Source organism: Comamonas sp. Tr-654 (assembly GCF_011752915.1).
Taxonomy (GTDB): Bacteria; Pseudomonadota; Gammaproteobacteria; order Burkholderiales; family Burkholderiaceae_C; genus Comamonas.
The window spans coordinates 304,347-330,752 of record NZ_VWWQ01000003.1; the positions used below are offsets into that span (position 1 = coordinate 304,347).

The following is a 26,406-nucleotide window of genomic DNA, read 5'->3' on the forward strand; positions in this document are numbered from 1 at the left end:
ATCTCTTTTGCAGACTAACCAAAACAAAAGCGCCCGGCAAAGGGCGCTTTCAAGGCGTCAACGTTACGCCACAGTGCCGGGGCCCATCAGGCCAGGCGAGCCTGATGCTTGGCCAGTTGCGCACGCACCTGAGCCGGGGCCGTACCGCCCAGCGTGTTGCGGGCGTTGAGCGAGCCTTCCAGGCTCAGGGCCTCGAACACATCAGCCTCGATGTTGGGATTGAAGGCCTGCAGCTCGGCCAGTGGCAGCTCGGTCAGGTCCACGCCTTTCATGGTGGCCAGCTTCACGGCGTGAGCCACCGTTTCGTGGGCGTCGCGGAAGGGCAGACCCTTCTTGACCAGATAGTCGGCCAGGTCGGTGGCCGTGGCATAGCCCTTCAGGGCAGCAGCGCGCATGTTCTCGGCATTCACCGTGATGCCGCCTTCCTTGACGCCGCTGGCGGGGTTGAGCTGGCCGCCGATCATCTCGGCGAAGATGCGCAGCGTGTCCTTCAAGGTGTCCACCGTGTCGAACAGCGGCTCCTTGTCTTCCTGGTTGTCCTTGTTATAGGCCAGGGGCTGGCCCTTCATCAGCGTGATCAGGCCCATCAGGTGGCCGACCACGCGGCCGGTCTTGCCGCGTGCCAGTTCGGGCACATCGGGGTTCTTCTTCTGGGGCATGATGGACGAGCCGGTGGTGAAGCGGTCGGCGATCTTGATGAAGCCGAAGTTCTGGCTCATCCAGATGATCAGCTCTTCCGACAGACGGCTCACGTGCACCATGCACAGCGAGGCGGCAGCGGTGAACTCGATGGCGAAGTCGCGGTCGGACACGCCGTCCAGCGAGTTCTGGCTCACGCCTTCCATGCCCAGGGTCTTGGCCACGCGCTCGCGGTCCAGCGGGTAGGTGGTGCCGGCCAGGGCGGCAGAGCCCAAGGGCAGCACGTTGACGCGCTTGCGCACGTCCAGCATGCGCTCGGCGTCGCGCTTGAACATTTCCACATAGGCCAGCATATGGTGGCCGAAGCTCACGGGCTGAGCCACCTGCAGATGGGTGAAGCCGGGCAGGATCACGTCCACGTTCTTGGCGGCCACGTCGACCAGCGAGCGCTGCAGCTCCTTGAGCAGGCCTTCGATCAGGTCGATCTCGCTGCGCAGCCACAGGCGCACGTCGGTGGCCACCTGGTCGTTGCGGCTGCGGCCGGTGTGCAGGCGCTTGCCGGCATCACCGACCAGCTGGGTCAGGCGCGCTTCGATATTCAGGTGCACGTCTTCCAGATCCAGCTTCCACTCGAAAGTGCCGGCCTCGATTTCGGCCGTGATCTGCGCCATGCCCTTCTGGATGGAGGCGAAATCTTCGGCCGCAATGATCTTCTGGGCCGACAGCATTTCGGCATGCGCCAGAGAACCCTGGATGTCGGCCTGCCACATGCGCTTGTCAAAGAACACGCTGGAGGTGTAGCGCTTGACCAGGTCGCTCATGGGTTCGGAGAACAGGGCAGACCAGGCTTCGGCCTTGGAATCGAGCTGGTTGTGCGAAGGAGCAGATGTAGACATGTGAGGGCAACAATCCCGTAAAACCACAGGCCGCCCAATGCAGAAGTTTGGCGTGACGGCTGTGCAAAGCAGAAACAGGGATTTTATCGGCCTGACCCGGCCCCGGCGCCACAGCGTCCCAGAGCCATTGCCGGCCACTGCGACAAAGCGCTGTTCGCGCCCCACACACTCACGATTCAATAGCACCCTGCGATTGATAGACAAGGCCTGCAAGCCGTATCCCGCCAAGCTGGCAAATCCGGCTGCAGCCACCCGGTTTCTGGCCTTCGCGGACAATCACGCTGTCTTTGCTTACCTTCCCTTCACGGCCGCTGCCCAGGCGGTCGATGCGCCGCCCGGCATGCAATCCCGCTCTTCCCTGATTTCCGGCCTCGGTTTTGCGCTGGCCGCCTGCGCGCTCTGGGGCGCGATTTTTCTCGTGCCGGCCATGCTGCCGGAGTTCTCGCCGCTGCAGATCACCTTTGGCCGCTTCGTGCTCTACGGCGTGGTGGCCTTATGCGTTTTTCTGCCCCGGGCCACCAGGCTGCTGCCCAGGCTGCAAGCGGCCGATATCCGGCATCTAGTCTGGCTGGCCCTGACGGGCAATGTGGTGTACTTTGCCCTGGTCGCCACCGCCGTGCAATGGATAGGCATGGCCGTGACCTCGCTGATCGTGGGCCTGGTTCCCGTCACCGTGCCGCTGCTGGGCCGCAACACCCATGGCGCGCTTCCGCTGCGCCGCATGCTGGCACCCATGGCGCTGATTCTGGCCGGCATCGTGCTTGTCAACGCCCATGCGCTGACCACGGGGCCCGCAGGCAACCAGGGGCGCTATCTGCTGGGCGTGCTGATGGCCGTGCTGGCCATGCTCTGCTGGAGCCGCTATGCGCTGGACAACACCCGCTACCTGGCACAAAGCCGCTTCAACGGCACGGAGTGGTCCACGCTCTGGGGTCTGGTCGTCGGGCTGATCAGCGCCTTGCTCTGGGTTCTGCTATGGCTGATATCGCCTGAGGCCAGCGGTGCCGGCAGCCCCGACATTCCGGCCCAGCGCTGGCAGCTGTTCTGGCTGTTGAATCTGGCCGTGGCCATCCTCTCGTCCTGGCTGGGCAACTGGATGTGGAATGCCGCCAGCCAGCGCCTGCCCATCACCTTCGTGGGCCAGTTGCTGGTGTTCGAGACCCTGTTTGCCCTGGCCTACCACTTCCTCTATGAACAGCGCCTGCCCCTGCTCGTCGAGCTGGCCCCCATGCTGCTGATTCTTGCGGGCGTGGTCTGGTCGCTCAGACGCTATCAGGCCGCCAGCCGGGCGGCGGCCTCGGTTTGAGTCAGCACAAAGCTGATGCATCGAACCGACAGATGCCGTGCGAATTGCCGCTGCAGCGCAGCTGCTGGCCAATAATCGCAGGACTCGCGCCAATTCGGACCGGGCATGCTGCTCTGTCGGCAGGAATGCCCTTGGTGCATTTTCAGCCCGCTCCAGGCTGCGTCCCAAACACCGCCCTGCTCCAGACCACCCGTGCCCATCTCACCGCTCATCGCTGCCACAGCAACCTCGGCCCGCCCGGTCCTGGTGTTCGACGCCTGCAATGCCGGCGTGGTGCTGCGCGCCGTGCTGTTTGTACAGGTGGTGGTGGGCACGGCGGCCATCTATGGTGCGGACTCGCTCTGGGAGTGGTTTGCCAGCGCGGCTCTGCTCACCGGGGCCTGCCTGCCAGGCACCCTGGTCTGGCTGATCGCCGCCTGCAGCCTCAAGCACCAGTTGCAGCGTCTGGACACGCGCGGCCAATATCTGGCCGGCGTGCTGCTGGGCGCGCTCGCAGGGCTTTATGCCTGCGGCATGCTGTTCTTCATCGGCATAGCCAAAGCACCCTGGCTGGCCAGTGCTGTCACAGGCGGCCTGCTCGCCGCGCTGCTCGTGACGGCGCTGGTGCTGCGCGCGCGCGGCAACACACCGGCGCAGACTCAGGCCCGTCTCACCGAGCTGCAGTCACGCATCAGACCGCACTTTCTGTTCAACACGCTCAACAGCGCGATTGCGCTGGTGCGCGCCGAGCCGGCCAAGGCCGAAGCCTTGCTCGAGGATCTCAGCGATCTGTTTCGCTATGCGTTGGCCGAACCCCATCTGACCACCACGCTGGCCCAGGAAATAGAGCTGGCCCAGCGCTATCTGTCCATAGAGCAGGTTCGCTTTGGCGAGCGCCTGCAGATGCAGTGGCAGCTCGATGAAAGCGTGCATGGCGCGCTGCTGCCGCCGCTGCTGCTGCAGCCGCTAGTGGAGAACGCCATCCGCCATGGAGTGGAGCCCAATGCGCGCGGCGGCAAGCTGCAGGTACGCACCGAAAGGCGCGGCAACGAGGCGCTGATCCAGATTATCAACACCTTGCCGCCGGCCAGTGCCGAGCATCAAAGCAGCGGCCATGGCATGGCCCTGGACAACGTCAGGGCCAGGCTGTCGCTGCTGCACGACCTGCAAGGCAGTTTCAGCGCCAAGGTGCGCGACGGGCTGTACGTGGTGCGCCTGAGCGTGCCTTTGCAGCAGACCGAGCCAAAACCGGGAGAATCCCGCTATGCACATTCTGATCGTTGATGACGAAGCTCTGGCTCGCGCCAGACTGCGCACTCTGCTCGGCGACTGCGCACATGGCCCCCACCATATTCAGGAAGCCGCCGATGCCGACCAGGCCCTGCAGATGCTGCAGGCCGCACAGCCCGCCCCCATCCAGCTGGTGCTGCTGGACATCCACATGCCCGGCCACAACGGGCTGCAGCTGGCAGCGTCCCTGGCGGAATTGGCCAACCCGCCCGCCATCGTGTTCGTGACGGCGCATGCCAGCCATGCGGTACAGGCTTTCGAGCTGGATGCCGTGGACTATCTGACCAAGCCCGTACGCCTGGAACGCCTGCAGCAATCGCTGCAGAAGGCAGAACGTGCGCTGAGCACGCGCAGCGTCGTGGACAGCGGCCCTGTGCTTTTGATTCAGGAGCGCGGCGGCACGCTGCGGCTGCCGTTGTCCGAAGTGCGTTTTCTCAAGGCCGAGCAGAAATACATCACCGTGCGCACCGTGCAGCGCAACTACATCCTCGACGGAGCGCTGGCCGATCTCGAAACTCGCCATGGCGAGCATCTGCTGCGCATACACCGCAACGCCCTGGTGCTGCGTGCGGCCTTGCGCGGCCTCGAAAAATATGACGACCCGCAGGAAGGCGAAGGCTGGGGCCTGCGCCTGCAGGGCGTGAGCGAGCTGCTTCCGGTCTCGCGCCGCCAGCTGGCGGCGGTCAAGACCGAACTGAAAGATATTTCCTGAATAAAAAAACCGGCTGAAAGCCGGTTTTTTTATCGACTGCAGTTGCAATCAATGCTCGTGCTTGTGCGCAGCTTCATGGGCAGGCGCGGGGGCGGGCTCGTGCGAATGCCCGACCTCGGCACCATGATCGTGGTCATGCTCGTGTCCATGGTTGTGCGCCGCACCGCTCATCACCGTCACGATGACGATGCCCAGCAGCAGCCAGAAGACCTGGGCTGCGGTTTCCTTGGCGCTCAGGCGCTTTTGCAGTTGGGGAATTAGGTCGGCCAGCGCCACATAGATGAAGCTGCTCGACGCAACGACCAGGAAATACGGCAGCAGCTCGTGCAGCTGTCCGATCAGGAAATAGCCAGCCACCCCGCCCAGGGTGGTCACGGCTCCCGCCATGGACACCTTGATCAGCGCCACGCGGCGATTGCTGCTGGACTGGCGCAGCACCACGATATCGCCCATGTGGTGAGGCACCTCGTGCGCCAGCACCGACAGGGCAGCAATCAGGCCCAGGCGGATATCGGCCATGAAGGCCGATGCAATCAGCACGCCATCGCCAAAGCAATGCACGCTGTCGCCCGTCAGAATGGCCCAGCCGCCCTTGCCATGGCTGTGACCATGCGCGTGCTCGCCATGGTCATGGTGAGCGTGACCATGCTGATGGTCGTGGCCATGACTGTGAGCATGGTGCACGGCAACAGGCTGGTGGGCGTCGCCATGCGAATGCTCATGGCCGTGGTGCCAGAGCTCGGCCTTGGACAGCAGAAAGAAAAACACCAGCCCGATCAGCAGCACCACGAACAGATCATGGGATTTGCCGTGGCTCTCGAACGCTTCGGGCAGCAAATGCATGAAGGCTGTGGCGAGCAAGGCCCCCGCAGCCAGGCTCAGCAGACGCTGGGGCATCAGCCCTGGCGTGCGCCCCCCTCCCAGACTCATCAACAACGCGGCCACCCAGACACTGCCGATACCAGCAGCCAGGGTGGCCAGAATAATTGCTACCAATGTCATAGCTTTATATGGCTTAACCGCAACCTTTTACAGGCGAATCTTGAGGATTTTCGCAGAATGCGCCGCCCAACGCGGCCCGCTTGCGACTATCCCCATACCGTCAGCCCCGGATGCGCATGACATGCATGGCACGCCGGGACTTCTTTCACCTTAGCAAAGCTGTCAAGCCCCCCCGGGCCGAAAATTTCAGCGTATGTGACATCAAGCCACGCCATGCTGGTTGAACCAGGTCAGCATGCGGGTCCAGCCCTCCTGTGCGGCCTGCTCGCGGTAGCTGGGGCGATAGTCGGCATGGAAGGCATGGGGCGCCTCAGGGAAGATCACGAACTCCGAGGCCCTGGCCGCCGCAGAGCCGGTCTTGAGCGCTGCCTTCATGGCTTCGACCGACTCCAGCGGAATGCCCGTGTCCTTGCCGCCGTACAGGCCCAGCACCGGCGCCTTGAGCTGTCCCACCAGATCCAGCGGATAGCTGGGCTGCAGATCGTTCTTGTTGCCCTGCAGACGCCCGTACCAGGCCACGCCGGCCTTGAGCGGGGCATGCGCGGCATACAGCCAGGTGATGCGCCCGCCCCAGCAAAAGCCGGTGATCGCCAGCTTCTTGATGTCGCCGCCCTGGGTGCCTGCCCATTGCACGGCAGCGTCCAGATCGCCCATGGCCTGGGCATCGGGCACCTTGGCGATCACCTCGCTCATGAGCTTGGCCATCTCGGCATAGGCCATGGGATCGCCCTGGCGCACGAACAGGTCGGGCGCTATCGCCAGATAGCCAGCACGAGCCAGGCGGCGGCAGGTGTCGGCAATGTATTCGTGTACGCCGAAGATTTCGGAGATCACCAGCACCACGGGCAGATTCTGCTTGCCCGCAGGCATGGCCCGGTAGGCCGGCAGCTTGAAGCCTTTGACATCGATGCTGACCTCACCCGCCGTCAAGCCGTCGACCGGGGTCTTGATGGCCGTCTGTGCCATGACCGGGCCAGCGGCGCAGGCATAGCCCACGCCCAGGCCGGCCCCCAGGGCTGCGCGCAAGGCCGTGCGGCGGCTGGGCTGGGAATCGGCGCGAGCGCCGAGCAGCCCCTGCATATCCTGAGCGATGTCTTCGTACTTCATGGATCCTCCTTGGGTTGATGGAATTTCAGAACGTGTTGACGATCTCAAGCCGTCCGAGCCATGCAGTCTAAGGCCAGTGCGTTGCAGGCACCTCAGCCCAGCCAGCGCAGCAGCGCCGCAGCCACGGCCCCCAGAATCACCACCAGCAAGAATGGTGCCCGCAGCCACAGGGCCAGCGCCGCCACCAGCAAGGCGCCCAGGCGCGCATCCAGGCTGATGCGCGTGCCGCTGGCCAGGGTGTTCATCACCGTCAGCGAAGCCAGCAATGCCACCGTCAGACAGGCCGCGATCTGGGCCATGCGCGGGCTGCGCATCCAGCGCTCGGGCAGGCTGTAGCCCAGCAGCTTGGTTACAAAGGCCAGCGCGCAGGCCAGCAAAATCCATTGCCACAGGGACAGCGTCATTGCTCGGCCTCCGAAGGGCGCACCCAGCCCCAGAAGGCGCCCAGGGCCGCGGCCAGCAGAATCGGCACGCCTGCGGGCACCCAGGGTATGGCCAGGGCCGTGACCAGCCCGCAGCCCAGCGCCAGCGCCACCGGCTCGCGCGCGTTCAGGCGCGGCCAGAGCAGGCCGAGAAAGGCCGCCACAGCAGCCCCGTCGAGACCGAAGCGGCGCGTGTCGCCCAGCGCATTGCCCATCAGCGCGCCCAGCAAGGTGAACAGATTCCAGAGCAGGAACACGCCCGCCCCGGCGACCCAAAAGCCGCGCCGCTGCTCGGCCAGCTCTTCCTGCCCCGATGCCGTGGCTGCGGATTCGTCGATCGTCCAGTGCGCCGCCAGCCAGCGCTGCAGCCCCTGGACGCCCAGCAGACGACTCATCTGCATGCCGTAGATGGCATTGCGCACGCCCAGCAGTGAGGCCGCGCTCACGGCCGCCATGCCGCTGCCGCCGCCCGCCACCACGCCGATGAAGGCGAACTGCGAACCGCCCGTGAACATCAGCGCGCTCAGCGCCATGGTCTGCCAGAGGTTGAGGCCGGCCGCCACGGACAGCGCGCCGAAGGAGATGCCGTACAGCCCCGTCGCCACCGAAATCGACAGCCCCATGCGCACGGCGGGCGTCATTGCAAAGCCTTTGAACAAGATATTTCCTGGATCAAGCTAGAACAATTCAGGAGCTGGAAGCGCTTGTAAACAAAGCACTTCAGGTCGAAAACAACCTGAAGTGCTTTTTCAGAAAGCGCAAGCAGCTCTCTTTTTTTAAGGAGCTACCTCGGCAAAACCTTGGCGCCCCCGGGACGAAAGCGTATCAGTGCGCCTTTGGGTGAAAGCTCAATGCGCTTTTTCCCAGCTGCTGCCAAAGCCGATCTCGGCCAGCAGCGGCACGGACAGATCGGCCACGCCGGCCATGATGCCCGGTATCTCGGCCTGCACCCAGTCCCTGGCGGCTTCGGGCAGCTCGAACACCAGTTCGTCGTGCACCTGCATGATGACCAGCACCTCGGGCTTTTCCGCATCCAGCCTGGCCTGCACGGCCACCATGGCCTTCTTGATCAGATCGGCCGCCGTGCCCTGCATGGGGGCATTGATGGCCGCGCGCTCGGCCGCTTTCTTGCGCGGGCCGTTGCCGCCGTTGATCTCGGGCAGCACCAGGCGGCGACCGAACACGGTCTCCACATAGCCCTGGGCGTGGGCCAGCTCCACGGTCTGGTCCATATAGCGCTTCACGCCAGGATAGCGCTGGAAGTATTTGTCGATATAAGCGGCCGCAGCCTTGGTTTCGATGCCCAGATTCTTGGCCAGGCCGAAGCTGCTCATGCCGTAGATCAGGCCGAAGTTGATCACCTTGGCATAGCGGCGCTGCTCGCTGCTGACCTCGTCCACACTCACGCCGAAGACTTCGGCGGCCGTGGCGCGGTGCACGTCCAGGCCGTTCTTGAAGGCGCTCAGCAAGGCTTCGTCGCCCGACAGATGGGCCATGATGCGCAGCTCGATCTGCGAATAGTCGGCGCTGGCAATCAGCTTGCCCTCTGGGGCCACAAAGGCTTCGCGCACGCGGCGGCCTTCGGGCGTGCGCACGGGAATGTTCTGCAGATTGGGGTCGTTGCTGGACAGACGCCCCGTCACCGCCACGGCCTGGGCGTAATGGGTGTGCACGCGGCCGTCGCTGGGCAAGGCCATCTGGGCCAGCTTGTCGGTGTACGTGCCCTTGAGCTTGGACAGCGAGCGGTGCTCGAGCAGCTTGGCAGGCAGCGGATAGTCCTCGGCCAGCTTTTCCAGCACTTCCTCGTCCGTGCTGCGCGCGCCGGTGGCGGTCTTCTTCACGACGGGCATGCCCAGCTTATCGAAGAAGATCTCGCCCAGCTGCTTGGGCGAGGACAGATTGAAGGGCTGGCCCGCAATCTCGTAAGCCTCTTCCTCAAGCTTCAGGATGCGTGCGCCCAGATCATTGCTCTGGCGTGCCAGTTCACCCGCGTCGATGCTCACGCCATTGCGCTCGATGCGAAACAGCGCTTCGCTGGTCTGCATTTCCAGCTCGTAGATATGCAGCAGCCCGGCATGGGCCTGGATGCGCGGCCACAAGGTGTTGTGCACGTCCAGCGTCTGGTCGGAGTCCTCGCAGCTGTACGCGGCGGCCTTGTCCACGGGCACCTGGGCAAACGGAATCTGGCTCTTGCCCTTGCCGCACAGGTCTTCGTAGCTGATGCCGCTGCGATTCACATGGCGCAGCGCCAGGCTGGTCAGATTGTGCGGGCGGTCGGCTTCGAGCACATAGGACTGCAGCATGGTGTCGTGCGCATAGCCGCGCACGGTGATGCCGTGGTTGGCAAACACATGCTGGTCATATTTGACATGCTGGCCCAGCTTCTTCTTGCCGGCGTCTTCCAGCCAGGGCTTGAGCCTAGCCAGCACCCTGTCCATATCGAGCTGCTCGGGCACGTCCATGCCCTCATGGCGCAGCGGAATATAGGCGGCCTCACCCACGGCCACGCTGAAGGAGATACCGACGACGCGAGCCACCATCTCATCCAGCGAATCGGTCTCGGTATCCAGCGCCGTCAGCTCGGCAGCGCTTATCTTGGCCAGCCATTCGTCGAGCTGCGCCTCGCTCAGAATCGTGGTGTAGAGCACCTCGCGCTGCTGGGCGGCCACGGCGACCTCCGTCGCCGCCGCGTCATCGGCATCGAACAGGCCGCCCTGGGCGCTGTCGACCTTGGCTGCCTTGCCTGGCTTGGCCGTCTTGGCGTCGGGAGCTGCAGCGCCCAGCGTGCGCACCAGGCCCTTGAAGCCGTATTTCTCGTAGAAGGGAGCAAGCGCTGCGCTATCGGGCTCGGCCAGCGTGATGGCATCGAGCTGCGGCAGGCCGCTGATGTAGGCGGACAGATCGCAATCGGTCTTCATGGTCACCAGTTGGCGGCTCAGCGCCAGCTGACCGCTGGCAATCGCATCGCGCAGGTTCTGGCCCGCGACGCCCTTGATGCCTGCCGCGTTGGCAATCAGATTGTCCAGCGAGCCGAACTCCTCCAGCCACTTGGCGGCGGTCTTGGGCCCGACCTTGGTCACGCCGGGCACGTTGTCCACGGTGTCGCCCACCAGGGCCTGGTAGTCGATCATCAGCGCCGGCGGCACGCCGAACTCGGCCGTCACACCGGCCACGTCGCGCTTCTTGCCGTTCATGGTGTCGATGATGGTCACATGCTCGCCCACCAGCTGGCTCAAGTCCTTGTCGCCGCTGGAGACGATCACGTTGATGCCCTGGGCCGCCGCGGCCTGCGCCAAGGTCGCAATCACATCGTCGGCTTCCACGCCGGGCACGGCCACCACTTTCCAGCCCAGCAACTGAACCACCTCGTGGATGGGCTCGATCTGGCTGCGCAAATCATCGGGCATGGGCGAGCGCGTGGCCTTGTACTCGGTGTACATCTCGTCGCGAAAGGTCGGGCCCGAGGCATCGAACACGCAGACGGCGTAATCGGCCTGCACATCCTTCCTCAGCGCCTGCATCATGTTCACCATGCCGCGGATAGCGCCCGTGGCCGGGCTGGCCGGGTCGCCGGGAATCGCCCGCAGATCGGGCATGGCATGGTAGGCGCGGTAGAGGTAGCTGGAGCCGTCCACCAGCACCAGGGTCTTGGAATTGCTCATACCCCGGATTGTGCACGCGTGCCCGGCTCCTGCGGTCTGCCGCCCAAAGACAGGTTGCGCCTGGTGGGACAATTCGAAGTCGCCCTACAATCTATGCATCATGCGCGCTGCACCACTTTTCATCATCCTGAGCCTGGCTGCCGGATCCGTTCTGGCCCAGTCCCCCACCCCTGCTCCGGCCAATGCCGTGGTCGCTCCTGCGCCCCAGGGTCAGCAGGACAATGCGGCGCCGACCGGCAAGCACAACCAGCGGATCGAACATATCCGCGTGGAGGATGCCGGCAGCCGTGTGGATGAAACCCGCGTGGGCGGCCAGACCCAGAGCATCACCGTGCAACCCAAGGTAGGCTCCATGCCCGAGTACGAGGTGCAGTCCAACGACGGCGCCCGCTCAGCCCGCAACCGCGACAGCAACAGCGGCGACACCACAGGTACGCGCGTCTGGAATTTCCTCAAGTTCTAAAGCGCGGCGCGCTTTTCCCCCATTCATGACAGGGCAGTGCTTCAGAGCACTGCCCTGTTGCATATAGACACCTTCTCCCTGCTAGTTCGGTCGGTCGCCCCAGACCGGCGTATTCACCATGGCTGTTTTCACCGAAGTTTCCGATAAAGATGCGCGCGACCTGCTGCGCCGCATGTCCCTGGGCTCGTTCAAGGAATTGCGCGGCATTCAAGGCGGCATCGAAAACACCAACTACTTTCTGACGACCGACCAGGGTGAGTGGGTGCTGACACTGTTCGAGCGCCTGAGCGCCGAACAGCTGCCGTTCTATCTGTACCTGATGAAGCATCTGGCACGGGCCGGCATTCCTGTGCCGGACCCGCAAAGCGAGACTCGCAGCGGCGACATCCTGCTCAAGGTCTGCGGCAAGCCTGCGTCCATCGTCAATCGCCTGGCCGGCAAGAGCCAGCTGGCCCCGGCGGCCGTGCACTGCGCGGCCGTGGGCGACATGCTGGCGCGCATGCATCTGGCCGGTCAGGACTACGACCGCCAGCAACCCAATCTGCGTGGCCTGCCCTGGTGGAATGAGACCGTGCCCGTGGTCCTGCCGCATCTGGGCGAGGAAACCGCCGCCATGCTCCGCGCCGAGCTGGCCTACCAGAACCATGTCGCCGCCTCGGCCAGCTATGCGGCCCTGCCGCGCGGCCCCGTCCATGCCGATCTGTTCCGCGACAACGTGATGTTCGACGGCGACCGTCTCACCGGTTTCTTCGACTTCTATTTCGCGGGCGTGGACACCTGGCTCTTCGATCTGGCGGTCTGCCTCAACGATTGGTGTATCGATCACGCAACAGGTGCCCATGATGCCGAGCGCGCCAAGGCCATGCTTGCGGCCTACCAGGCCGTGCGCCCGCTGGCCGCAGCCGAGCGCGAACTGCTCAACGCCCAGCTGCGTGCCGGCGCCCTGCGTTTCTGGATCTCCCGCCTCTGGGACTTCCATCTGCCGCGTGAAGCCGCCCTGCTGCAGCCCCACGACCCCACCCACTTCGAGCGCGTGCTGAGCCAGCGCATCGCCCATCCGTTGACGCTGGACTGAGCGCCAGTCCGGCGCCAAGAAGCGCGGTGCCCCGGGGCTTTTGATGGCCCCGCCCAGCCGTCTCGGGTACAGTGCAACAGCGACTTTTGCACGCTCTCGCAAAAGTATTTCAGCCTCTTCCATGAAACTTCAAATCGTTCCACCCGGCACCGGTCTGCAATGGGTGCTGCAGGGCCTGCGCACTTTCAGAAGCCAGCCTCTGGCCCTGGCCGCCCTATTCTTTCTGGGCATGGCCAGCATGTCGCTGATCTCGGCCCTGCCGCTGATCGGCCCCGTCATCGCGCTGGCACTGCTACCCTGCATCTCGCTGAGCATGATGGTCGCGGCCTCCGAAGCCGCCCACGGTCGCAAGCCCACACCGGCGCTGCTGCTGGTGTCCTTTCGCTCCGGCAGCCAGCACCTGCACTCCATGCTGATCCTGGGCGGCCTCTATGCCGCCGGCTTTCTGCTCATCATCGGTGCCTCCAGCCTGGTCGATGGCGGCACCTTTGCCAGCGTCTACCTGGGCCAGACACCCATGACCCGCGAGCTCGCCGAGGAGCCCGAGTTCCAGTCCGCCATGTGGCTGAGCATGTTTCTCTACCTGCCGCTGTCGCTGGCCTTCTGGCATGCACCGGCGCTCATTCACTGGCATGGCATCAGCCCCGTCAAATCGCTGTTCTTCAGCTTTGTCGGCTGCATTCGCAATATCGGTGCCTATCTGGTGTTCGGTGTCTGCTGGATCGGCGTGTTCATCGTCTCCGGCATGGCCCTGGCCATCGTCACCGGCATTCTGGCCATGCTCATCGGCAGCATTGCCGGGGGTCTGATGGTGGCAACGGCCCTGATGCTGGCTGCCATCTTTTTTACCTCCATCGTGTTTACCTTCCGTGACAGCTTCAGCCCTCCCGACGCCGAGCAGACGCTGATCGACAACGCCCCGCCCGCGCCGGATTTGTAAGCGCCGGCGGCAGACCGCAGCAGCCCCGCCCTCCCAGGTCGGGGCTTTTTTTATGGGCCTCACGCCGGTCCGCCCCCGACAGCGGCGCAAACCATCATTCATGCCGATGTCATCAAGCAGCCACGCCGCTGTCATATTCGTTTCCTAGGATTCGCAGGACTGACCAAGGCATGCACCTCATGTCCTGGCATTCATCCAATTCAGCGCGGCCCCAAGTCCGCACTTCACCCCACACTGCGAAACTCTCATGGCACAAAATCTGCTCAGCCGTCGTAAGGCCCTGCAACTCTTTTCCGGCGCTCCCCTACTCCCCCTGGGTTCGGTCGTGTCCGCATCCAGCCTGCTGGCCGCATGTGGTGGTGGCGATGACGACACCCCGACAACGCCCACAACGCCTCCCGTTACCAAGAACTACGTCTCGGCCAGCTTCACCGCCATGGCTGCACCTAGCCTGAGCAGCCCTACAGGCATGGCAACAATGGCCGTGGGCTCCACCTTGACTGTCAACTTCGACGACAAGAGCCAACAGGCCTACACTTTGGGTTATGCCACTTTCTTCAACACAGGCGACAGTGTGGAAAAGACTGGCGGCGGCAAGATCGTCGCTGGCGGCTATTTTGACGCCAATGGCAACCCCATTACAACGGTGAAAGCTGCTGATGGGTCGGCAGCAACACTGGATGGTTACAGCAAGGCAAATGCGCCTACCGAGTGGACCAAAGCAGGCCAAGTTTTCTCCGATTGCGTTGACGGCTCCTCTCTGCTGAGCCTATCTGGCGCTCCCGCCAACACCGTCTATGCAGTTGTGCAATTTGAATACAACTCCAACGCATACGGCAAGCTGCCTTCGCCCATCGCAGTATTGGCCCTGAATCAAGATAGCAGCACAGGCAAGCTCACGCTCAAGAGCTATCACAACGTCAACACCTTCGCAAACGAATCCCACGGTCTATGGATTCCTTGCGGCGGGAGCCTGTCTCCCTGGGGCACTCACCTCTCGAGCGAGGAGTATCATCCTGACGCCTTTGATCAGGGTGACAACCAATCGCTCTCGACGCTCAAGGCCTTCAGCCAAAACGCCTTTGGCAATCCCGATGCCAACCCTTACTGGTATGGTCATTTGCCAGAAGTCACGGTTAAGGCCGATGGCACCGCAGACTTCCGCAAGTACTTCAATCTGGGCCGCTACTCTCGTGAACTGGTGCAGGTGTTCCCGGATCAAAAGACCGTTCTGGGCGGAGACGACTCTAACAATGGTGGCCTGTTCCTGTTCATCGCAGATAAAGCAGGCGACCTGTCCTCGGGTACCTTGTACGTCGCGAAATATACGACGGCACTGAATGAAACCAGTGCGGGCAAGATTCAGTGGATCAAGCTGGGCAAAGCAACCAGTGATGAAATCAAGACACTGATCAACACCAGCGCCCTGACCACAGTTACGACCAACGGCAGCATCAAGGAAAACGGCATTTTTGCTTCGACAACAAGCAACCCCAGCGATGCCAGCTTCACGGAAATCAAACTCAACGGCAAGAGCGCCTGGGTCAAGCTCAAAGCAGGTCAGGAAAAAGCGGCAGCCTTCTTGGAAACACACCGCTACGCGGCGCTCAAAGGAGGCAGCCTGGTGTTCAACAAGCTCGAAGGCACAACCGTCAACGCCAAAGACAAGATGGCCTACTCGGCTGTTTCCGGCAGCACTAGCTCCTTGGTTGCCGGCAGCACGCACAACAAGGAACTGCCTTTGAACGCAGCAGCAGGTGCAACTCCCGTGGCCAGCCTTGCCGGGTTTGCATCGAGCACCGCCGGCTATGTGCTGCAACACAAACTGGGTGGCGGCCAAAAGGACGATACCGGAGCATCCATGGACAGCGAATGGGTGCCAACAGAAACCAGCTTGCTGATTGCTGGCGAACAGCTGGCCGCGCCCGACGCCATCGGCAACACTGATGCGCAAGACAAGATTTCTCAGCCTGACAACTTGAAGTACTCCGAAAAGCTGCGCACATTGTTTATCGGCGAGGACAGCGGCCAGCACGTGAACAATTACATGTGGGGATACAACGTGGACACCAAATCGTTGGCTCGCGTGCTGTCTTGCCCTGCTGGCGCAGAGTCCACCGGTCTTCACGGTGTGGAAGACCTCAACGGCTGGACCTATATTCTCAGCAGCTTCCAGCATGCGGGTGAATACACCAGCAAAACCGTGCAAGCTGTCAAGGATGCGGTAGATACCGAAATCAACAAGAACTACAAGAACAAAGTCGCAGCATCGGTCGGTTACATCACAGCCACACCTTCGCAAATCAAGCTCAGCGCCAAGTAAGCACCGCACCCGGGCCTCAACAAAAAAGCCGCGCCTTGCAAAAGGCCGCGGCTTTTTTCTGTGCCAGGGACTTGGGGAAACTCAATCCACAATCGTCAGCTTGGCAATCGCCAGCGCCAGCCACTTGGTGCCATGGCGACCGAAGCTGACCTGGGCACGCGCATCGTCACCCGTGCCCTCCACCGCCAGCACCTTGCCCTCGCCGAACTTGTTGTGAAACACCGCGATACCGGCCTTGATGCCATGCGCAGGCTCGGCCTTTTGCTGTGGCACAGGCGGGCTGGCAAAGACTTCGGTCTGCTTGCCGTCCCAGCTCGAGCCCGAGCCGTATTGACCTCCAGCCCTTGATCCCCAGGCACCACCGGCGCCTGAAGAGGGCGCAAAACTGCCAAAGCCGCTTTGCCTGGGAGTGATCCACTTGAGCGCTTCTTCGGGCAGCTCATCAAAGAAGCGGCTCTTGACGTTGTAGCGCGTCTGGCCATGCAGCATGCGCGTCTGCGAATGGCTCAGATACAGACGCTTGCGCGCACGCGTGATGGCCACATAGGCCAGGCGCCGCTCCTCCTCCAGACCGCCACGATCCATCATGGCGTTCTCGTGCGGGAACAGGCCTTCCTCGACACCGCCAATGAACACGGCATCGAACTCCAGGCCCTTGCTGGCATGCACGGTCATCAGTTGCACGGCATCCTGGCCGGCCTGGGCCTGGTTGTCGCCGGCTTCCAGCGCCGCATGGACGAGGAAGGCCTGCAGCGGCGACAGCGTCTCGCCAGTGTCGGCATTGACCAGAGAGGCTGCCGTACCGGCCGGCGCCCTGAGCGCCTCGTCCAGCAGCGGCTGATTCGGGTCCAGCCCCTGGCTGACGAGCGACTGGCTCAGCTGCGGCGCATTCTGCTGCTCGTCCAGCGGCATGGCCACGGCATCGCGGCCAAAGCCTTCCTGGGTCACAAAGCTCTCGGCAGCCGTGACCAGTTCCTGCAAGTTCTCGATGCGGTCCGCGCCTTCCTTCTCGTTACGGTAATGCTCGATCAGGCCGCTTTGCTCGTCCACGGTCTCGATGATTTCACGCAGCGTGCGCCCTTGCGTCTGCTCGCGCAGCACATCGATCTGGGCCACAAAGCCCTGCAGCTTGGTGCCTGCCGCGCCGCCCACGGCGGTGACGGCGTCACTCAGCGAAGTGCCACTGCTGCGCGCCGTGTCCTGCAGGACTTCGATGGTGCGCGCGCCAATGCCGCGCGCGGGGAAGTTCACCACGCGCAGGAAACTGGTGTCGTCGTGCGGATTCTCCAGCAGGCGCAGATAGGCCAGGGCGTGCTTGATTTCGGCACGCTCGAAAAAGCGCAGGCCACCATACACACGGTACGGAATTTTGGAATTGAACAGCGCCGACTCGATCACCCGGCTTTGCGCATTGCTGCGGTAGAGCACGGCAATTTCCTGGCGCGTGAAGCCATCGTTTCTGACCAGTTGCTTGATCTCGTCGACCATCCACGCAGCCTCGGCCAGATCGCTGGGCGCTTCGTAGATGCGCACCGGCTCGCCCGGACCCTGGCTGGTGCGCAGGTTCTTGCCCAGGCGGTTGCTGTTGTGGCTGATCAGCGCATTGGCGCAATCAAGGATGTTGCTGAAGGAGCGGTAGTTCTGCTCCAGCTTGATCTGGTTTTTGACGTCGAACTCGCGGATGAAGTCGGCCATATTGCCCACGCGCGCTCCGCGAAAGGCATAGATGCTCTGGTCGTCGTCACCCACGGCAATCACGCTGGCAGCCGACTCGTAGCGCCCGCCCACATCGTCGCCCGCCAGCTGCTTGAGCCACTGGTACTGCAGCTTGTTGGTGTCCTGGAACTCGTCCACCAGGATGTGCTGAAAGCGGCGCTGATAGTGGTGGCGCAGATGGGCATCGTCACGCAGCAGCTCGTAGCTGCGCAGCATCAGCTCGCCGAAATCGACCACGCCTTCGCGCTGGCATTGCTCTTCGTAGAGCTGGTACAGCTCCACTTTCTTGCGAGTGTCGGGGTCGGTCGCCACCACATCGCCAGGGCGCATGCCCTCTTCCTTGCAGCCCGCAATGAAGTACATCAGCTGCTTGGGCGGAAAGCGCTCGTCATCCACATTGAACTGCTTGCACAGACGCTTGATGGCCGAGAGCTGGTCTTGCGTATCCAGAATCTGAAACGCCTGCGGCAGCTTGGCCGCCTGGTAGTGGGCGCGCAGCAGTCGGTTGCACAAGCCGTGGAACGTGCCGATCCACATGCCGCGCACGTTGTAGGGCAGCATGGCCGACAGGCGCGTGAGCATCTCCTTGGCAGCCTTGTTGGTGAAGGTCACGGCCATGATGGAGCCGGGCGTGGCCTGCCCGGTCTGCAGCAGCCAGGCGATGCGCGTGGTCAGCACACGCGTCTTGCCCGAGCCGGCACCCGCCAGAATCAGCGCATGGCCCGCAGGCAGGGTCACTGCGGCGAGTTGCTCATCGTTGAGGCCGGTCAGCAGGGGCGAGTGAGAGGCGAGGTTGGCGCCGGAGTTTGCACCGTCTGGCGCGGAGTCAAGCAGGTCGATCGGGAACATAGCCCCCATTGTAGAAATGCTGGCGACTCCCTGCGACTTGCTGCTGCTTTCATGGCTTCATGCTCCTGAAAGAAAAGCAGCCTGCGCTTGATAAATATGGATTTCAGATACTTTCATACCTGAAATTCATGGATATCAATCGCAAGCAGCTATCAGTTCATTCAAGCCACGGCACTCACACTCAGTGTCCACCCGCACCGGGCTCGACCGTGCGGCTCGGCCTCGGTGCCAGCCAGATCGCGCAGGCCGCGAGCACAAAGCCGCCCGCGATGATGAACATGATCTGATTGGTGGCCAGCATCACGCTCTGGCTGGTGATGAGCTGATCGAGCGCCGACAGCGCCGCATCGGGACTCATCCCCGACTGCTGCAGCCCGTGCAGCACCTCGCCGCCGGCATCGCTCAAACCCACCAGATCCGCATGCTTGCGCGTCGTGCCGTTCTCCCAGGCCGTGTTGACCACGGAGACCGCCGCCGCGCCAGACAGGGTGCGCAGAAAGTTCATCAGGCCGGCCGCGTTGTCCATCTCCTGCGGCTCCACGCTGGCCAGCGCCAGCCCTGTGGTCGGTATGAAGAAGAACGGCAGACCCAGCCCCATGAACATCAGCGGCATGGCGATGTCCCAGTAGCCCATGTCCGTGGTCGCAAACGCGCGCCAGCAGGTGATCACCCCCATCCAGAACACGCCGCCAAAGATCAGCCGGCGCGGATCCACCCGGGCCGCTAGCCCGGCGGCGGCCGGCGCCACGATCAGCGCGAACAGCCCCGTCCAGGCCGTGACCAGACCCGCCAGCGTGGCCGTGTAGCCCATGAAGCTCTGCAGCCACAGCGGCGTGAGCACATTGACGGCGAAGAAGGCCGCAAACGCCAGACTGATGGTCAGCACGGCCATGGAAAAGCCGCGGTGCCTGAAGACGCGCAGATCCACGATCGGGTGCTCGGCATGCAGCTCCCAGATCATGAAGGCCGCAAAGCCCACCGCGGCCACAGCAGCCAGCGCCACGATCATGGGCGAGGCAAACCAGTCCAGGTTCTTGCCTTCGTCCAGCATCAGCTGCAGCGAACCCACCCAGACGATGAGCAGAATCAGGCCCACGGTGTCTATGGGGTTCTTGAGCAGCGGCTGCTCGTAGCGCCTGACCAGATGCCAGACCGCAAACGCGCAGACCAGGGCCACCGGGATGTTGATCAGAAAGATCCAGTGCCAGGTGTACTCGTCGCAGATCCAGCCGCCCACGATGGGGCCCAGCACGGGGGCGATCAGCGTGGTCATGGACCACAGGCCGATGGCCGCAGGCGCCATGCGCGGCGGGAAGATGCGCAGCAGCAGCGACTGGGACAGCGGCATCAGCGGGCCGCCGGCCAGACCCTGCAAGATACGCGCAAAGACCAGCATGCCCAGCGAATTGGCCAGGCCGCACAGCAGCGATGCCAGACCGAACAAGCCCATGGCCGTTGCAAACACGCGCACCGCGCCAAAGCGCGCCGCCAGCCAGCCGGTCAGCGGCACGGTGATGGCCTCGGCCACCGCGTAGCTGGTAATGACCCAGGTGCCCTGGCTGGTAGTCGCGCCCAGATTGCCGGCGATGCTGGGGACGGAGACATTGGCCACCGTCATGTCCAGCACGGCCATGAAATTGGCTGCGGCCAGCACCAGGGCCGCCAGCCACAGCGTGCCGCCCGTCAGCGGCACCATGCCGGCGGCCATGGGCACGGCAGGCGCATCGGCCGCTGCGGCCGCACTTGCGTTGTGATCGCTCATGAGGCACTCACTGCGCGGCCGTGGTCGCCACGCCGGCTGCGTCGGCAGGGCCGCTGCGGGTGTCCACCGTCACCTGCATGGACAGGCCCACGCGCAGCGGGTTCCTGGCCAGCTCGGCGGCATCGAGCTGAATGCGCACGGGCAGGCGCTGCACGACTTTGATCCAGTTGCCCGTGGCGTTCTGCGCGGGAATGGCCGCAAACGCCGAACCGGAGCCGCCGCTGAAGCCCACCACAGTGCCGCTGTACTTCACATCGCTGCCGTACAGATCGGACTGCAGCTGCACGCGCTGGCCCACACGCACCTTGCCCAGCTGGCCCTCCTTGAAGTTGGCATCCACATAGATCCGCTGCACCGGTACCACCGTCATCAAGGGCGCACCAGCCTGCACGCGCTGCCCGATCTGCACGCTGCGCTTGGCCACCACGCCATCGACGGGAGCGCGCACCGTGCTGCGATCCAGATCGACCTGAGCCTGATCGCGACGCGCCTGCGCCAGTTGCACCTCGGGATTGGTCTGGGCATCTGCACCCTCGATCAAGGTGGCGTTGACCTGCTTGGCGCCAATGGCGGCTTCGCGGTTGGCCCTGGCCTGGGCCTGCGCGGCCACGGCCGATGCGAGCTGCGCCTTGGCTGCGGCAAAAGCGTTCTGCGCCTGCGTCAGTTCCTCGCCCGAGACCGAACCGCTCTTGGCCAAGGCCTGGCGGCGCTGCAAATCGATGGTGGCACGCTCCATATCGGCCTCGGCCGCCAGCAGTTGCGCGGCGGCGCGCTTTTCATCGGCCTCGCGGGCCGTCACCTGGGCCTTGAGGCCGCCATCATTGGCCACATAGCCCTTGACGCGGCGTGTGGCGCGGGCCAGCTCGGCCTCGGCCTGGGCCAATGCCAGCCTGGCGTCCGTGGGATCGATGCGCACCAGCACATCGCCTTGCTTGACGGCCTGGGTGTCCCTGACCAGCACTTCCAGCACCGTGCCGCCTATGGACGGCGTGACCTGAGCCACCTCTGCCGCCGCATAGGCGTTGTCGGTGGAGACGAAGTGGGAGGCATGCAGCCACCAATAGGCGCCGGCGGCCGCACCGGCAAGCAGCACCACGCCTGCCAGCCCCGCCAGCAGCCGGTTGCGGCGCTGTTCGCGCACGGCAGGATTCGCGCTCACGGAAGAAGCGTTTTCAGTCATACAAAAACCTTGGAAATATTCATGGGAGTCACGCAAACAAGACCGCAATCACGGCCAGCCTGCTGAGGCAGTCGTCTTGCCCGAACCTGCTTTGCGTAAGTCGTGATTCAGTTCTGGAAAGTGGCTCAGGCCTCTGGCGCGGTCGCATCAGAGGCGCCGGCGGACTCGCTCCAGCCACCGCCCAGCGCGCGGTACAGACCGATATCAAGCGTCAGGGCGCGCGACTGCACGTCGACCAGCTGGCGCACGCTGGCAAGCAGCTGGTCTTCCGCCGACAGCACATCGAGATAGCGCGCAAGCCCGCCCTCATAGCGGTTGCGCGCCACACGATGCGCCTCGGTCGCGGCCGTCACGGCCTGCTGCATGGCCGCCAGTTGCTGCTGCAGCGCCCGCTGGCTGACGGCGTTGTCCGCCACCTCCTGCAAGGCCCGGTTCAGCGTGCTGCGGTACTGGGCCACGGCCTCGTCATAACGGGCACGCGCGGCACCCAGTTGCGAGCGCAAGCGGCCGCCATTGAAGATCGGCAGGCTGATGGCCGGGCCCACGCTGGCGATGCTGGAGCCGCTTCGGGTCAGCATGTCCAGGCCCAGCGACTGCACGCCGACAAAGGCACTGAGGTTCACATCGGGGTAGAACTCGGCCTGCTGCGATGCCACGCGCGACTCCAGCGCCTGAGCCTGCAGACGGGCGGCCACCACATCGGGGCGACGGCCCAGCAGATGCGCCGGCAACTGCTGCGGCAAGGCCCATTGCTGCTGCCACGGTGATTGCAGGCGGCCGGCATCGAGCACGATGGCCGCACCACGATCGGGAGCGGCTCCCATCAGCGCAGCAATGCTGTTGCGCTGCAAGGCGACCTGTTCCTGCATCTGTGCCAGTTCGGCCTGCGCAGCGGCCAGACGCGCCCTGGCGCTGTGCACGCTGCCCTGGTTTTCGAGCCCGTTGGCGTAGCGCTGCTCAAACAACTCGGCCGTGGTCCGGCGCACCTGCACCGATTGCTCAAGCGTCTGCACATTGGCGGCCAGGCGCAGCAGCTGTGCGTAGGCCAGGGCCACATTGCTGGACAGCAAGAGACGCGCCTGGGCTGCATCGGCCTCGCGTGCTGCCAGCTCGCCGGCAGCGGCGGCCACGGCGGCGCGCTGCTTGCCCCACAGATCCAGCGACCAGCCCAGGTCCAGGGTGGCGCGACCATAGTCATTCATGCCGCGCGGCGCGAAGGCCTCTGGCGTCAGATGGTTGTAGCTGAGCTTGTCCTCGCTGACCGAGACGCGGGCGGAAAGCTGCGGCGCAGAGGCCGCTTCGCTCACACCCAGCATGGCCCTGGCCTGCTGCACGCGGGCTGCAGCAGCAGCCATATCGGGAGCGCCCTCCAGGGCCTGGGCGATCAGCTGATCGAGCTGTGCATCGCCATAGCGCTGCCACCATTGCTGGGTGGGCCAGTCCATGGGCGGGGCATGGTTTGCAGCCTGCAGAGTCTCGGGCACGGGCTGCGCCAATACGGCCTTGCCTCCCCATTCGGGAACCTGGGCACAGGCTGCCAGTAGCGCAGGCAAGCCCAGAACCCACCAGCCATGGCGCCCACGCCGAGGGCTCTGCGGCGCGGCGGCTATGCATTGAGTCATGAAATACTTTAATAATGAACTGTACGGTACAGTATATGTTTTCAGCATTCGAGATCGCAAGCGCTACACTGAAAGACATCACAACCGCCCCAGGACATTTCGCCCCATGCGCACCAAAACGGAAGAAAAGCGACAGGCAATCATTGACGTTGCAGCGGCCACCTTTGGCGAACTGGGCTTCGAGCGCACTTCCATGTCCGAGATCTGCACGCGGCTGGGCGGCTCCAAGGCCACGCTCTACAACTACTTTCCGTCCAAGGAGGCGCTGTTTCTGGAGGTGATGTTTCAGGCCTCTGAAGCCGACTTCCAGAACACTATGCTGGCGCTGCAGGCCAGCAATGACGATGCGGCGCAGACGCTGCGCAACTTCGGCCAGCGTTTCCTGGGCCTGCTGTATTCGCCGGAGGTGATGGCCGTGCGCCGCCTGCTGGTCTGCGAAGGCGGGCGCGCCAATATCGGCCAGCGCTGCTGGGACATGGGGCCAGCGCGTGGCAACGTCGCCATCAATGCCTTTTTGCAACAGGGCATAGAGCGCCGCCTGCTGCGCGATGCCGACACCGAGGTCATGCGCCATCATCTGCTGGCGCTGCTGGAGGCCGAGTTGCTGCCTCGCTTCATGTTCCAGCACCTGCCTGCCCCTTCTGCGCAGGAGATTGCCCTGTGCACCGAGCGCGCTGTGGATGCCTTCATGCGGGTCTACGGCACACCGGGTCACACACAGGGCAAAAGTGACGCTATAAGAAAATCCTTATAACCCTCATAACGATGTCGGAACATACGATTTGCGCCGACGCCGTATAGAATCAATCACCGGGCCCAAGTTTTTTGAGGTCCGGTTTTTTTTGCCTGCTGCATGCCAGCACTGCCGAAAACCGGGCTCCAAGCCAAGCGCCTATCCTTGAAAATTGAGGTGGGTGAGATTCCCGCCGTGACCTTTTCCGGAGCTTGGAACCATGGAAATCTTCGACTACGACAACATTCTTCTGCTGCCCCGCATGTGCCGCGTGGAAAGCCGTTCGGAATGTGACACCAGCGTCGTGCTGGGCAACCGCAGCTTCAAGCTGCCCGTGGTGCCCGCCAACATGAAGACGGTGGTGGACGAGAAGATCTGCACTTATCTGGCACAAAACGGTTTCTTCTATGTGATGCACCGTTTTGACATCGACAACGTGGCCTTCACCAAGGACATGCAGTCCAAGGGACTGTTTGCCTCCATCTCTTTGGGCGTCAAGCAGCCCGACTACGAAACGGTGGACCGTTTCGTGGCCGACGGCATCTGCCCCGAATACATCACCATCGACATTGCCCACGGCCATGCCGAGAGCGTGAAGAACATGATTGCCTACATCAAGGCCAAGATCCCCGCGGCTTTCGTGATTGCCGGCAACGTCGCCACGCCCGAAGCCGTGATCGACCTGGAAAACTGGGGTGCGGACGCCACCAAAGTCGGCGTGGGCCCCGGCAAGGTTTGCATCACCAAGCTCAAGACCGGCTTCGGCACAGGCGGCTGGCAGCTGTCGGCGCTCAAGTGGTGCGCCCGCGTGGCGACCAAGCCCATCATTGCCGACGGCGGCATCCGCAGCCACGGCGACATTGCCAAGAGCATCCGTTTCGGTGCCACCATGGTGATGATCGGCTCGCTGTTCGCGGGCCATGAAGAGTCGCCCGGCAAGACCGTGGAAGTGGATGGCCAGTTGTTCAAGGAATACTACGGCTCGGCCTCCGACTTCAACAAGGGCGAGTACAAGCATGTGGAAGGCAAGCGCATTCTCGAGCCCGTCAAGGGCCCGCTGATGAACACGCTGATCGAGATGCAGCAGGACGTGCAGTCCTCCATCAGCTACGCAGGCGGCACCAAGCTCATGGACATCCGCAAGGTCAACTACGTCATCCTCGGCGGCGACAACGCCGGCGAGCATCTGCTGATGTAGGCCGCCAGGCGCGACTCACCAGCGCGAAGGTGAACCTCCAAAAAAAGCATCAAGGGCAGCTCAGGCTGCCTTTGTTGTTTGTGGCCTTGCATTTTCCGCACCCCCCACACACAGCTGATCTGTGGTCATGACCGCGATTGCGGGCTGTCTCAGGGCTTAGCATGTCGTCATTCACAAGAACGTGCTGACGTTCCATAACTCCAGGGAAACAACGCCATGAACACACTGAAGATCGCCGTTCTGGGCACGGGCATGATGGGCCTGCCCATGGCCCGCCGCCTGGCCCAGGCCGGCCACGAGGTCCACGCCTGGAACCGCACCCGCGCCAAGGCCGAGCCGCTGGCTGCCGATGGCGTGAGCATCCACGACAGCGCGGCAGATGCCGTGCGCGGGGTGGACTTTGCCGTGAGCCTGCTGGAGAGCGGCGCCATCGTGGGCGAAGTGCTGTTCGACCTGGGCGTGGCCGAAGCCATGCCCAAGGGCTCGTTATTCATCGACATGGCCTCCATCCAGCCACGCGAGGCGCGTGAACATGCCGGCAAGCTTGCCGCGCTGGGCCTGCGCCATCTGGATGCTCCCGTCTCGGGCGGCACGCTGGGCGCAGAAGCCGGCACCCTGGCCATCATGGCCGGCGGCGAGGCTGCGGATTTCGAACAGGCCCTGCCCGTCTTTGCTGCGCTGGGCCGTGCCACCCATGTGGGTCCGCATGGCGCAGGCCAGCTCGCAAAACTGGCCAACCAGATGATCGTGGGCATCACCATCGGTGCCGTGGCCGAAGCCCTGCTGCTGGCCGAACGCGGCGGTGCCGACCCGGCCAAGGTGCGTGAAGCCATCTCCGGCGGCTTTGCCGACAGCCGCATCCTGCAAGTGCATGGCGAACGCATGGTCAAGCACGACTTTGCACCGCGCGGACGCATGACGGTACAGCTCAAGGACATGCGCAACGCCACCGCCACGGCCGAGGAAATCGGCTTTGACGCACCCATCACCGGCCTGCTGGAACAGCTCTATGCCGAGGGCGTGAAAAATGGCCTGGGCGACCTGGACCAGTCGGGCCTGTTCGTGGAATTGCAACGCCGCAACGCACTGGATTAAAAAAACCCACGGGTTTTCCTGCAAGCCCTCCAGAATTAGCGCATAATTGCGGTCTCGCTTGCAGCGCAGGCGTTGTGTGGGGCTCTTAGCTCAGCTGGTAGAGCAGCGGACTCTTAATCCGTTGGTCGAGTGTTCGAATCACTCAGGGCCCACCAAATTTCTTCAGTCTGATTCTTCAGATTGATCCTCCGGATTTACTCCGGCGGGCTCTTAGCTCAGTTGGTAGAGCAGCGGACTCTTAATCCGTTGGTCGAGTGTTCGAATCACTCAGGGCCCACCAAAATTTTCTTCGGTCTGATTCTTCAGATTGATCCTCCGGTTTATCCGGCGGGCTCTTAGCTCAGTTGGTAGAGCAGCGGACTCTTAATCCGTTGGTCGAGTGTTCGAATCACTCAGGGCCCACCAAAATTCAAAAGCCAAAGTTTTCAGAAACTT

At 63.4% G+C, this 26,406-nt stretch carries 20 protein-coding genes and 3 tRNA genes; 13 read left to right on the forward strand and 10 right to left on the reverse strand.

The window, feature by feature from the left end; genetic code table 11:
• Positions 1-86: 86 nt before the first annotated feature.
• Positions 87-1,535 carry an argininosuccinate lyase gene (gene argH, locus F3J24_RS11030; protein ID WP_087084859.1) on the reverse strand — a complete coding sequence of 483 codons (1,449 nt, stop codon included), beginning with the start codon at positions 1,533-1,535 and terminating at the stop codon, positions 87-89.
• A 340-nt stretch (positions 1,536-1,875) separates the two neighbouring features.
• Here argH and F3J24_RS11035 point away from each other — a divergent pair, with 340 nt between their 5' ends.
• The 3 genes from F3J24_RS11035 (at position 1,876) to F3J24_RS11045 (ending at position 4,822) form a co-directional block, all read left to right on the forward strand.
• Positions 1,876-2,841 (forward strand): DMT family transporter, encoded by a 966-nt coding sequence (locus tag F3J24_RS11035; protein ID WP_167005870.1) that lies wholly within the window; start codon positions 1,876-1,878, stop codon positions 2,839-2,841.
• Between the two features lie 192 nt (positions 2,842-3,033).
• Entirely contained in the window at positions 3,034-4,104 is a 1,071-nt protein-coding gene (locus F3J24_RS11040; protein WP_167005873.1) for a histidine kinase, read from the forward strand.
• Entirely contained in the window at positions 4,085-4,822 is a 738-nt protein-coding gene (locus tag F3J24_RS11045; protein ID WP_167005876.1) for a LytTR family DNA-binding domain-containing protein, read from the forward strand. Before F3J24_RS11040 ends, F3J24_RS11045 begins: the two co-directional genes overlap by 20 nt.
• 48 nt (positions 4,823-4,870) lie before the next feature.
• Here the strand turns inward: F3J24_RS11045 and F3J24_RS11050 are convergent, their stop codons facing one another.
• The 5 genes from F3J24_RS11050 to polA form a co-directional block, all read right to left on the reverse strand.
• Positions 4,871-5,824: a ZIP family metal transporter gene (locus F3J24_RS11050; RefSeq protein ID WP_167005879.1), complete on the reverse strand. Its 954-nt coding sequence runs from the start codon at positions 5,822-5,824 to the stop codon at positions 4,871-4,873.
• A 201-nt stretch (positions 5,825-6,025) separates the two neighbouring features.
• Positions 6,026-6,931 (reverse strand): dienelactone hydrolase family protein, encoded by a 906-nt coding sequence (locus tag F3J24_RS11055; RefSeq protein WP_167005881.1) that lies wholly within the window; start codon positions 6,929-6,931, stop codon positions 6,026-6,028.
• Positions 6,932-7,023: 92 nt separating this feature from the next.
• Positions 7,024-7,335: an AzlD domain-containing protein gene (locus F3J24_RS11060; RefSeq protein WP_205244717.1), complete on the reverse strand. Its 312-nt coding sequence runs from the start codon at positions 7,333-7,335 to the stop codon at positions 7,024-7,026.
• Positions 7,332-7,994, reverse strand: coding sequence for an AzlC family ABC transporter permease (locus F3J24_RS11065; protein ID WP_167005884.1), 663 nt, complete (start codon positions 7,992-7,994; stop codon positions 7,332-7,334). Before F3J24_RS11065 ends, F3J24_RS11060 begins: the two co-directional genes overlap by 4 nt.
• A 207-nt stretch (positions 7,995-8,201) precedes the next feature.
• Positions 8,202-11,015, reverse strand: coding sequence for a DNA polymerase I (gene polA, locus F3J24_RS11070; RefSeq protein WP_167005888.1), 2,814 nt, complete (start codon positions 11,013-11,015; stop codon positions 8,202-8,204).
• A gap of 100 nt (positions 11,016-11,115) precedes the next feature.
• Between polA and F3J24_RS11075 the strand changes: the two genes are divergently transcribed.
• From F3J24_RS11075 to F3J24_RS11090, 4 genes are all read left to right on the forward strand, one after another.
• Complete coding sequence (locus tag F3J24_RS11075; RefSeq protein ID WP_167005891.1) at positions 11,116-11,478, forward strand: hypothetical protein; 363 nt, start codon at positions 11,116-11,118, stop codon at positions 11,476-11,478.
• Positions 11,479-11,596: 118 nt separating this feature from the next.
• The gene (locus F3J24_RS11080; RefSeq protein WP_167005894.1) at positions 11,597-12,553 is read left to right on the forward strand and encodes a homoserine kinase; all 957 of its coding nucleotides are present in this window, start codon (positions 11,597-11,599) and stop codon (positions 12,551-12,553) included.
• Positions 12,554-12,674: 121 nt separating this feature from the next.
• Complete coding sequence (locus F3J24_RS11085) at positions 12,675-13,493, forward strand: BPSS1780 family membrane protein (protein ID WP_167005897.1); 819 nt, start codon at positions 12,675-12,677, stop codon at positions 13,491-13,493.
• A gap of 247 nt (positions 13,494-13,740) precedes the next feature.
• Positions 13,741-15,816, forward strand: a complete 2,076-nt coding sequence (locus tag F3J24_RS11090; protein WP_167005900.1) for a PhoX family phosphatase — start codon at positions 13,741-13,743, stop codon at positions 15,814-15,816.
• Between the two features lie 81 nt (positions 15,817-15,897).
• Here the strand turns inward: F3J24_RS11090 and F3J24_RS11095 are convergent, their stop codons facing one another.
• The 4 genes from F3J24_RS11095 to F3J24_RS11110 all read right to left on the reverse strand — a co-directional run bounded on the left by F3J24_RS11095 (position 15,898) and on the right by F3J24_RS11110 (position 22,945).
• The gene (locus tag F3J24_RS11095; RefSeq protein WP_167005903.1) at positions 15,898-18,381 is read right to left on the reverse strand and encodes a UvrD-helicase domain-containing protein; all 2,484 of its coding nucleotides are present in this window, start codon (positions 18,379-18,381) and stop codon (positions 15,898-15,900) included.
• Positions 18,382-18,562: 181 nt separating this feature from the next.
• Positions 18,563-20,143 (reverse strand): DHA2 family efflux MFS transporter permease subunit, encoded by a 1,581-nt coding sequence (locus tag F3J24_RS11100; RefSeq protein WP_304515584.1) that lies wholly within the window; start codon positions 20,141-20,143, stop codon positions 18,563-18,565.
• A 7-nt stretch (positions 20,144-20,150) separates the two neighbouring features.
• Complete coding sequence (locus F3J24_RS11105; protein WP_167005906.1) at positions 20,151-21,323, reverse strand: HlyD family secretion protein; 1,173 nt, start codon at positions 21,321-21,323, stop codon at positions 20,151-20,153.
• A 125-nt stretch (positions 21,324-21,448) separates the two neighbouring features.
• Positions 21,449-22,945 (reverse strand): efflux transporter outer membrane subunit, encoded by a 1,497-nt coding sequence (locus tag F3J24_RS11110; protein ID WP_167005909.1) that lies wholly within the window; start codon positions 22,943-22,945, stop codon positions 21,449-21,451.
• A 106-nt stretch (positions 22,946-23,051) separates the two neighbouring features.
• Here F3J24_RS11110 and F3J24_RS11115 point away from each other — a divergent pair, with 106 nt between their 5' ends.
• The 6 genes from F3J24_RS11115 (at position 23,052) to F3J24_RS11140 (ending at position 26,376) form a co-directional block, all read left to right on the forward strand.
• Positions 23,052-23,699: a TetR/AcrR family transcriptional regulator gene (locus tag F3J24_RS11115; RefSeq protein WP_167005912.1), complete on the forward strand. Its 648-nt coding sequence runs from the start codon at positions 23,052-23,054 to the stop codon at positions 23,697-23,699.
• Positions 23,700-23,898: 199 nt separating this feature from the next.
• The gene (locus F3J24_RS11120) at positions 23,899-24,876 is read left to right on the forward strand and encodes a GMP reductase (protein ID WP_167005916.1); all 978 of its coding nucleotides are present in this window, start codon (positions 23,899-23,901) and stop codon (positions 24,874-24,876) included.
• A 216-nt stretch (positions 24,877-25,092) separates the two neighbouring features.
• Positions 25,093-25,971, forward strand: a complete 879-nt coding sequence (locus F3J24_RS11125) for an NAD(P)-dependent oxidoreductase (RefSeq protein ID WP_167005920.1) — start codon at positions 25,093-25,095, stop codon at positions 25,969-25,971.
• A 79-nt stretch (positions 25,972-26,050) separates the two neighbouring features.
• Positions 26,051-26,126 (forward strand) — tRNA-Lys (locus F3J24_RS11130).
• A gap of 49 nt (positions 26,127-26,175) precedes the next feature.
• A tRNA-Lys gene (locus tag F3J24_RS11135) sits at positions 26,176-26,251 on the forward strand.
• A gap of 49 nt (positions 26,252-26,300) precedes the next feature.
• Positions 26,301-26,376: transfer RNA gene (locus F3J24_RS11140), tRNA-Lys, on the forward strand.
• The last annotated feature ends 30 nt before the right edge of the window (positions 26,377-26,406 follow it).